The sequence below is a fragment of the uncultured Thiodictyon sp. genome (assembly GCF_903946935.1).
GTDB lineage: Bacteria > Pseudomonadota > Gammaproteobacteria > Chromatiales > Chromatiaceae > Thiodictyon.
Map to the genome: position 1 here is coordinate 1 of NZ_CAJAXH010000107.1, position 8,565 is coordinate 8,565.

Sequence of the window (8,565 nt, forward strand, 5' to 3'; positions counted from 1 at the left end):
ATCCCCAGCACCTGGCGAGTGAGTCGCCCAGCGCCAATACCGCACGGAAGAACCTTGGCGAGCTTGGCGCCTTGGCGTGAGACATCTTCGTTGTTCTCGTTCCCACGCTCCGGCGTGGGAACGCCGTGCGGGCGCTCTGCGTCCGGTCTGGCCACTGGACGCGGAGCGCCCGCACTTGCTCCCACGCTGGAGCGTGGGAGCAAGAAGGGTTGGCTGGCCCTGGCCGCTCATACGAGGCGAATCCTGCCGGTGAGCAGTGCTTGCATCATGCCCTGCTTGAGGTTGCGGGCCTTGACGAGCTTGTCTTCCAGCGCGGCGATTTCGGTGTCCATGTCGGAGAGGATGGCGGCGATGGCGGTTTGTTCGACCAGGGGTGGAAACGCGCCTTGGATGTCTGCCAAGGCTGCGGCGCTAATATGGACCACTGCATCACCCTGACCTCGGCTCGCCTTCTGCCGGTTGATTGGCGCCGTGTTCAAGTAGTAACCGAGAAACAGTGGATCAGCGTTTTCGCTTCGCAGTATGACGATGTCCCCACCTGCATAAGCCTCCACATCATCGACAAAGGCGACACACTTGCCAATTTCGTTCTTGGTCTCACCGGACCCCGCAAACAGGATATCTCCTTGCTTTAGGAGCGTTGCAGTCGCCGCAACATCGCGTGAAATCCATGAGAGGAACATCTTGATGTAATCGTCATGCTGGGTATAGATTTCACCGTATCGAACGCACGGCAAACTACCGCTGATCGATTGTTCTCTGGTGACTCCTTTACCTTTTATGAAAACACCCAGCCCCCCTAAGCGCTTAACCTCCCACTCTCCGGTGAACCCCGGCAAGCGCATCTTTCCGGTAAGCAGCTCCTGCATTGCGCCTTGTTTGAGTTGGCGCTTCTTGACAAGAAACCGCTCCAGGGATTCGATTAAGGCATCCGCGTCACTCAACGCCTCGGCGATGGCTTCTTGTTCGGCTTTGGTGGGAGGAAGTGGAACAAGAAGATTTCTAAGTGTGCCTTGATTGAGATTTATCATCGTGGAGCCGACCGATGCATTCTCAATCTCTGCGATGATTGCCGGACTTGATAGAACTCGCTGAACAAAGCGGGCATCTAATAACGGCCCAGTACGAATGATCATGGAGCCCGTGCCACACAGCCAACCTTGCTCTTCAGCACTAACGACTGCGCAGCGCCCCATTTCGCCACGTCTACCGATGACAACATTTCCTGCCGAAACACGAAAGTCAGACAGCTTTTGTGCTGCTATGTCGGTAATCGCCATAGAATACGTGGGATGAATCTTTCCGTCAACGATCTGCATTGGGTTGATGACTGGAATGCCACCGTCAACGTAGTCGGATTGGTGCAAGGCACTGCCAAAAGGTCCAGTCCTAAACGCCGCATGCGCGCCGAGCTTAGAGACCACCCAATCCTCCGGAATCACCCCCACCTCGGTCTGTTTGTATCCTGTTGGGATTTCACTCATCGCAACCCCCTGCGTCCGGCAGAACACCCGTGGCTGCCGTTGTATCTTAGGCGGCGGATAGGGCCTTGAGCATCACCCCGGCCGCCGGCACTCGCGGCGCGGAGCGCCCGACACATGCGTGACACCGCTAGAGCGGTGTCACGAGCGGGGAAATCGAGGCCATCGCTCATAACACAAACCCCATCCGCTCCAGATGCCGATTCACCTTGTCCTCCAGCGCTGAAACCCGCTCGGTCAGCCGTGGCATCGGCGTCTCATACCGCTCGGCCAGTTCCTTGACCCGCTGGGTCAACTGCTGGCTCACCCGGTCCATCTCGCCATGGATGGCGGCGGCGAGTGCGGCGAGCCATTTGTCGTCGACGACCAGGGTCTTGATCTCGGCCTCGGTGAGTTTGGGATAGTGCTTGTAGGCCAGGGCATCGAGTGCGGACTCGGCATCCTTCAGCCGCTTCTTGAGGTCCGCCTCCTCATTGTTGAGCGTGAGCCAGTCATTGAGCACGGCGGCCTCGTCCTTGGTCTCCTGGTCACTCCTGATCTCCCGCAGCCGGGCGGTGACATGGATCTTGTTGACCTTGTCCAGTTCGGCAAAGGCCCCGTCGTCACCGCCCTGCTCTTCCTCCAGCTCGGCGAGCCGGGCGGCGACCGCCTCCAGGTCGGCGGTGAGCCGGTCGATGGCGGCCTGGTCCTTGGCGTAATAGCCGCCAACGATCAGGGGCTTGGGGATCAGGTCGCAGGTCCAGCCCTTGTCCTTGGGCTTGCCCTTCTTGTCGGTCTCGATGACGCGGTAGGTCTCGGCCTTCCAGCCGCCTGCGTGCTCAAGGGGGGCGGCGATCAGATAGAGGTCGTCCTGCATGGTCTCGGCCCAGTAGTCCAGCAGGTACTGGTAGATGTGGTAGGGGTCGATGAGCGGTTTGTCCTGGTAGTGGGCCAGCAGGCCCTCGGACAGCCAGACGATGACCTCTTTCGGGTGGCAGCCGGGCGCCAGGGCCTTGAGCGCGGCGGCACTCTGCGCCTGCCAGGCGGCGAAGTGGGCCTGCATGCCCGCGATGAAGGCGGCGAATTCGGGGTGTTCGTAGATGGCGGTCTTGATGGCCGGTTTTGCCACGGCCAGATCCAGGTAGCCGGGGCGGTTTGGGCTGAATAGCGCCTGCCGCAACTGGGGGCAGACCGCCCAATAGGGGGCGAGTGCATCGACATCGGCGGCGGGGATGCCGCCTTGCAGGTGGCCGGCGATGTCCTGCACGTCCTCGGGCTGTTGGCTGTCGATGTAGCGCGGCAGGTTGAGGTTGAAGTCGTTGCGCTCGATCTCATCGATGCCCACCAGGCGCGCATAGCGGGGGACTTCGAGCCGGCGGGTGAAGCAGTCCACGATCTTGTGGATGTCCTGGGCGCGCAAGCGGTTCTTGGGGCCGTCCTTCATGAAGCCGCCGCTGGCGTCGATCATGAAAATTCCCTTGCGGGCGGCGGCGTCCTTCTTGTCGATGACGACGATACAGGCGGGGATGCCGGTGCCATAGAAGAGGTTGGCGGGCAGGCCGATGAGCCCGGCGATGTAGCCACGGCGCACCAGGTTGCGGCGGATCTCGGCCTCCGCGTTGCCGCGGAACAGCACGCCGTGCGGCAGGATGCAGGCCCCGGTGCCGGTGGCCTTGAGCGAGCGCACGATGTGCAGGAGGTAAGCATAGTCGCCCTGCTTGGCGGGCGGCACGCCGAAGGACTTGAAGCGATCGAACGGGTCCTGGAGCGGGTTGAGCCCGGTCGCCCAGCGCTTGTCGCTGAAGGGGATATTGGCGGCGATGTAGTCGAAGGTCTTCAGATAGTCGCCGGCCAGGAATTTGGGGTCGGTGAGGGTGTTGCCCTGCATGATCAAGGCGGTGGGATTGTTGTGCAGGATCATGTTCATGCGGGCCAGGCCGCTGGTGGCGGCATCCTTTTCCTGGCCGTAGAGGGTGACCGGGGTGCGTGCCGTGTCGGCGATCTTCAGCAGCAGCGAGCCGGAGCCGCAGGTGGGGTCGTAGACGGTGGTGTCGGCGCTGGTGCGCGCCTCGCGGATGCCGAGGATCTGCGCCACCACCCGGCTGACCTCGGCGGGGGTGTAGAACTGGCCCTTGCTCTTGCCGCTCTCGGTGGCGAAGTGCCGCATCAGATATTCGTAGGCGTCGCCCAGGATGTCGTCGCCGTCGGCGCGGTTTTTGGAGAAGTCGAGCGCCTTGTTCTCGAAGATGCCGATGAGGTTGGTGAGGCGCTCCACCAGCTCTTTGCCACTGCCGAGCTTGGACGCGTCGTTGAAGTCCGGCAGGTCGGACAGGCGGTTGGCGTTGGCCAGCGGGGCGATGATCCGCTTGTTGATCTGGTCGCCGATGTCGGACTTGCCCTTGAGTGCGACCATGTCCGCAAAGCTCGCGCCCGCGGGGATGGCGATCGGCGCAAAGGGCTGGCCGGCATACTTGTCGCTGACATACTTGATGAACAGCAGGACCAGGACATAGTCCTTGTACTGGCTGGCGTCCATGCCGCCGCGCAGCTCGTCGCAACTGGACCAGAGTGAGGAGTAGAGTTCGGACTTCTTCAGGGCCATGGGTTCGTTATCTTAATTGGGTAGGGCGCGGTGAGCCTTCCCGCGCTGGCCCCTGGTTCGTGTCGCAGGCGTGGCAACGGCCGCACGCCGCGACACGGTGCTGTAGGATGCCACAGGACACCTTGAGGCAACAAAAAAGCCCGCAGTGACGCGGGCTTCGGTACTTCCTGGGACGGTCTGAAACGTCGATATGGTGCCCTCGGCGGCTATTGAATAGCGCCAGCAAACAATTGTAATAAATCGGCTTTCTTTCGTTCACCGAATGCGGCTACCCCCAGATATACCCCCAAAAATCGACGCTGCCACCAGTTTGCCGTTCGTCGGATAGTTCGGCGGGGGGTGCTCGCCACGGTCCCGGCAGGTTGCCGGACCTTGTCCATGGTCGCCATGGTGCAGCCGTCCGCGTGCCATGGGAGGTTCGCCGGCAGGATCGCCCGGACCTCGATCCCGACCACGATTTAGGCCCCGTCGCTCGGTCGCGCTCCACCAGGTGCCGCCGGAGCTCGTCACCCCGACCATGGCGCTTTCCCGTTCCTGCAACGCGAATCATCCGCACACAGCGCACCAAGCCGGTGCAGAGTACCCCGCTCACCAGGGAGCCGACACACGCGCTCCAGAGACTCGCCGTCTGATCGACCGTCACGGGCGGGCCAGTCAGCCGGGGCAACACCCGCCAGGTGCAGCCGGGGGCGATCCGCAGGGCCTCACCCACCAATGGTGGCCTGGGGGGTCACATCCGTTGTGACCCATCGGCGCCGGGGCGAGCATGGGGTGGTGATCCCGCACCCCATCCGCACTGACCGCCAGCCGTACACACCCGCCGGTGTCCGGTCGATTCATTGCTTTAGCCTATCGGGCACGCTTATTGCGTCCTATGCGATTCAGTCGGTTGCGCGAATTAAGCATTAACTGTTCCAATAGGTGGAGCCTATCGACCGGCGGGTGTGTACGGGGGCTCGCGATCCGGGCGCAGCGGGCACGGTGGGGCGCTCAGTGCGCCGGGCGATGGTTGCCATGGTTCGCCAAAGACCGCCCCACAAGGTTGCCTAGCAGGCTGTCGGACTTAGTGATGCAACCGATTGAATGCAAAGAGTTTCCTCTTTTGCGCCAAAAAGTCGTTTTCCTGTTTAATCAATCGGTTACGCCATCAAGTCCGACAGGCTGCTAGTCATCCTAGAAAACTCCCTCTCACAGCAACCTTTGAGCGGCTTTTTTCTTTATAGTCATGCGGTTGCAAGGTTGGCCCCAAACTTTGCGGCAACCTTGGCCAAAGTTTGGCGGCAACCTTGCCGATCAGTCCGCGTCCTGCTCGCGATGCTCCAGGTCGATGCACCCCAACCGCTCGCGGCGCCCTACCAGCATCCGCGCCCGTTCGGCGGCGCGGGCCATGGCAGCTTGGTGTAGAGCCTCCAGTTCGGCCGCGGGCGGGAAGACGTGCAGGTTGGTTTCCTGTTGGACTTCCACCTTGTCGCGCCAGTCCTTGGGCCGGCGGTTCTTCAACCAGAAGATACCGGCCGCGACGCTCGGCGCGGCCTTGCTCACCGTCCGCGTGGTGGTGGTGCCGTCCGGGTCTTCTCGCACTTCCCGGACCTCGGCCACCAGGTGTTCACCGACTGCGGATCGGTAGAGGCTATCGGCGACGCGCGCATCAGCAACCGTCTTGCCGTCCGTTAGGGCCTGCAAGAAATCGGGGTGCGCCTTCTTCCAGCCGTGAAAGCATCGCTCGCTGACCTGGAAGAACTCGGCCTGCTCGGCATCGGTCAAGCCCAGCTTGGCCAGCCGTCCGGCTTGGTCCACGAACTCATCACGGAACGCGGTAGGTTGCCCTCGGGGGCGCTTGGGTCGGTCACTGGCGCCCATGGCGAAACCTCGGAAGTGCGTTGGCTGCCTGCTCCAAGGCGGTTTCAGCGAACCGGCGGGCGACCGGCGGGGCATCGTCGCTCAAGGTCAGGTGGCCCCCTTGGTGGAGTTCGGCCAGGACCAGCAGCGCGGACAAGGACGGGTTGCCCTCGATCCGATAGAGCCCGACCCCCTCGGGGTGTTCGGTCATCGTGCAGTCCTCACAGGCTCGTCGCCATGCCTGCCCAATCCTGCCTATCAATGGCAGTCAGGGTGCAGAGCGTCATTGAAAACAGCTTCTCGACATACCGGCCGCTGGCATCGACATTCGAGCCGATGGGGTCGGTAATCGCCTCGATAACCAGGGGCGAGTAGATGCGGCCCTTGTAGCGCATGGCGACGCACACCGGGGCCTTGGATGGCATCAGGACATCGACGGCGCCCTTGGCTGCATCCGCGAACGAGCCGAATCCGCCGGTAACGCCCTTGGCTAGAAACTTGATAGCCATCGCCAGCGGGTCATCCGGTGACAGCATCATCGGTAGTGCCCAGTCCATCAACTGGTTGAACGGGGTCTCGACCTCGCGCAGTGGATCGGACCAGGCGCGCAGCAGCACGGTTACTTGCAGCTTCGCCGGGGGCATACCCGAAAAGACCTGGGTGGAGTTCAGCTTGGTAATGCCGGTGCGGCCCTGCATCCCCGACAGTGCCGATTGCGCCCCCTCAGCGAGTCCAGCGACGACCCCGCCAGCCGGTGCGCCGGTCACAAGCGCCTGGGCGACCGGCGCGATAGCTCCAGATTGGAGCATCGCGGCCAGCATCGGCGCCTTGGCCTCGGCCCCCATGTTCTCAAACGGGCTATGCCAGTTAAGCGCGACCTCCATTGACGCCTCGGTGAGTGGCGCCTTCACCGTGGCGGCGGCATCCGGCTTGCTCCACACCCCATTACTGGCTTTACTGACGGGGTAGAAGCTCGCGATCAGGTGCTTGGACAGACCGCCCCACAGGGATGATGCGGTATCGCCGTCGGGGCCGTGCGAAACGTCGATGGTTAGCCTGCCCGGATCGCTCATTTCGGGGCCGGAACCGGGTTGGTGGAATCGACGCGCAGCGGCTCATTCACCACGAAGTCAGCAGGCAACAGGGATTCGTCGCGGGTCCGAATGAACTGCTCCATTGTCGCCCGTTCGTCCACCAGGGCGGCGCGTTCGGCTTTCAGTGCGTCGATTTCCGACGTGTCACCCGCGATCCGCTCAAGGTCAGGGCCTTCCTTGACGCCAGCGGCCAGGAGTTGCTTGCGCTTGCCCTCGGCGCGCTCTTGGCTCGATCTCATTTGGGCGTCGATTTGCTCAATGCGCCGAACAGCCGCCATTACTCGGCGCGTGGCCTTAGACATCAGCGGCGCCAGTCGGGTTGTCTCGGCTTTCATGGTGAGTTCGGCGCTCGACTGGAACCGATCAAGGTCCATCGTCGCGGTGTTGATCTCATCGGCCAGGGCGCGCAGCGCGTCGGTGATCGACACGCCCGGTGCGTGATGCGCGGCCAGGGCGGCGATGGTCCCATGATTTAGCCGCCGGGCGAACCTCTCAAGGTCGCGGGCGCAGCGATCAGCGAGCCGAACCGCGGTGCGATCCGCGAATAGCTCGCGGTGAAGGTTTGGGTTATAGGGCAGATCTCGGGGAAAGATACTCACGGGGTGCTCACAGGGTCATTGGATAGAGCCCCCATCGTATGCGCGGTTCTCGGCGGTTCTCGGCGGGTTTTCCGCGTCGGTCGCGTCCCCCCGGCTCAAGCCGCCGCTGGCCGGCGCATCTCGCACCGAAGCCGCTCCAGCCGGGTTGCGCCATGCTGTGCCGCCGCCGCGATCCGCACGACAGCCGCGACCAGGGGACTCCCCGCGGGCATGTCCTCGAACTCGGGGTTGACCTCCGCGAATCGGTCCAGCGCAGCCGATGCGTCATTCGCTGCGGCCGCGAGTTCGCTTGTGATTGCCGTCAACGCTTCGAGTTTGTCATTTAATAGCCGCAAATGCGCAATGTCCATTTCGCGCGCCTTCTCCCATACATCGAACAACCAGCGGGAAGTCTCGCGCTCTTGGGTCATCCTATGCCCGGTCTCCCAATCTTCCGTTTCACCGAACAACCAATCTATGGAAACCTCATATAGTGCCGCCGCGCGGCGAATTAGCCACAAGGGTATATTCCGGTTATCCGTGGCGTTCTCGAATTTGGCGAGCATTCCAGAATTGGCAAGGCCCAATTGCTGCGCTGCAAGCCGCTGGCTCATATTGCAAAGCCGCATCCTGGCATCGCGTAGCCGGGTGCCGATGATCTTGATCGCCTGTGCTTCCCGGTGATCGCGGACCTTCGGCGACTGAACTGTAACGGGTTCGGTCATTGTCTCTACCCCTCAATGCAATACGGGCTCTTTCGCCATCGCGCGCCAGACGCGGGCAATGGTCCGGTCCACCAGGTCTAAGACCTGCTCAGTCGTCTCGGGATCGCAGCCCGGGGCCAGCCGTAGCGCGACGCCAGCCGGGCCGTGGGCGAACAGTTCGGCAACCTGCTCGGTCAGGCGGGCGCGATGCAGGGCGCCATAGACGGCCAAGGCCGCGCGGTGCTCGCGGAAGATCGGCAGCCAGACCCGGGCCGCGGTGCGGGTGCC

General features: G+C 62.7%; 8 protein-coding genes. All 8 read right to left on the minus strand.

What is annotated here, in order from left to right; genetic code table 11:
• Positions 1–227: 227 nt before the first annotated feature.
• A complete protein-coding gene (locus QZX93_RS09585) occupies positions 228–1,484 on the minus strand; it encodes a restriction endonuclease subunit S (RefSeq protein WP_295387656.1) in 1,257 nt (418 codons plus the stop codon).
• A 166-nt stretch (positions 1,485–1,650) separates the two neighbouring features.
• Entirely contained in the window at positions 1,651–4,062 is a 2,412-nt protein-coding gene (locus tag QZX93_RS09590) for a type I restriction-modification system subunit M (RefSeq protein WP_295387653.1), read from the minus strand.
• A gap of 1,293 nt (positions 4,063–5,355) precedes the next feature.
• Entirely contained in the window at positions 5,356–5,859 is a 504-nt protein-coding gene (locus QZX93_RS09595) for a hypothetical protein (RefSeq protein ID WP_295387650.1), read from the minus strand.
• Between the two features lie 49 nt (positions 5,860–5,908).
• Positions 5,909–6,112: a hypothetical protein gene (locus QZX93_RS09600; protein WP_295387644.1), complete on the minus strand. Its 204-nt coding sequence runs from the start codon at positions 6,110–6,112 to the stop codon at positions 5,909–5,911.
• A 10-nt stretch (positions 6,113–6,122) separates the two neighbouring features.
• Positions 6,123–6,974: a hypothetical protein gene (locus QZX93_RS09605; RefSeq protein ID WP_295394546.1), complete on the minus strand. Its 852-nt coding sequence runs from the start codon at positions 6,972–6,974 to the stop codon at positions 6,123–6,125.
• On the minus strand, positions 6,971–7,423 hold the full coding sequence (locus QZX93_RS09610; protein WP_295386606.1) for a hypothetical protein: 453 nt from the start codon (positions 7,421–7,423) through the stop codon (positions 6,971–6,973). The genes QZX93_RS09605 and QZX93_RS09610 overlap by 4 nt, the downstream gene beginning before the upstream one ends.
• Positions 7,424–7,689: 266 nt before the next feature.
• Positions 7,690–8,298, minus strand: coding sequence for a helix-turn-helix transcriptional regulator (locus QZX93_RS09615; protein WP_295386609.1), 609 nt, complete (start codon positions 8,296–8,298; stop codon positions 7,690–7,692).
• A gap of 12 nt (positions 8,299–8,310) precedes the next feature.
• Positions 8,311–8,565, minus strand: a 255-nt coding sequence (locus QZX93_RS09620) for a hypothetical protein (RefSeq protein WP_295386611.1), incomplete at its 5' end; no start/stop codon positions are given.

Bases quoted from the DNA above. Each gene is read 5' to 3' on its own strand.
- QZX93_RS09600 (WP_295387644.1), bottom strand. From the start codon at position 6,112: ATGACCGAACACCCCGAGGGGGTCGGGCTCTATCGGATCGAGGGCAAC.
- QZX93_RS09615 (WP_295386609.1), bottom strand. From the start codon at position 8,298: ATGACCGAACCCGTTACAGTTCAGTCGCCGAAGGTCCGCGATCACCGG.
- QZX93_RS09590 (WP_295387653.1), bottom strand. From the start codon at position 4,062: ATGGCCCTGAAGAAGTCCGAACTCTACTCCTCACTCTGGTCCAGTTGC.
- QZX93_RS09605 (WP_295394546.1), bottom strand. From the start codon at position 6,974: ATGAGCGATCCGGGCAGGCTAACCATCGACGTTTCGCACGGCCCCGAC.
- QZX93_RS09585 (WP_295387656.1), bottom strand. From the start codon at position 1,484: ATGAGTGAAATCCCAACAGGATACAAACAGACCGAGGTGGGGGTGATT.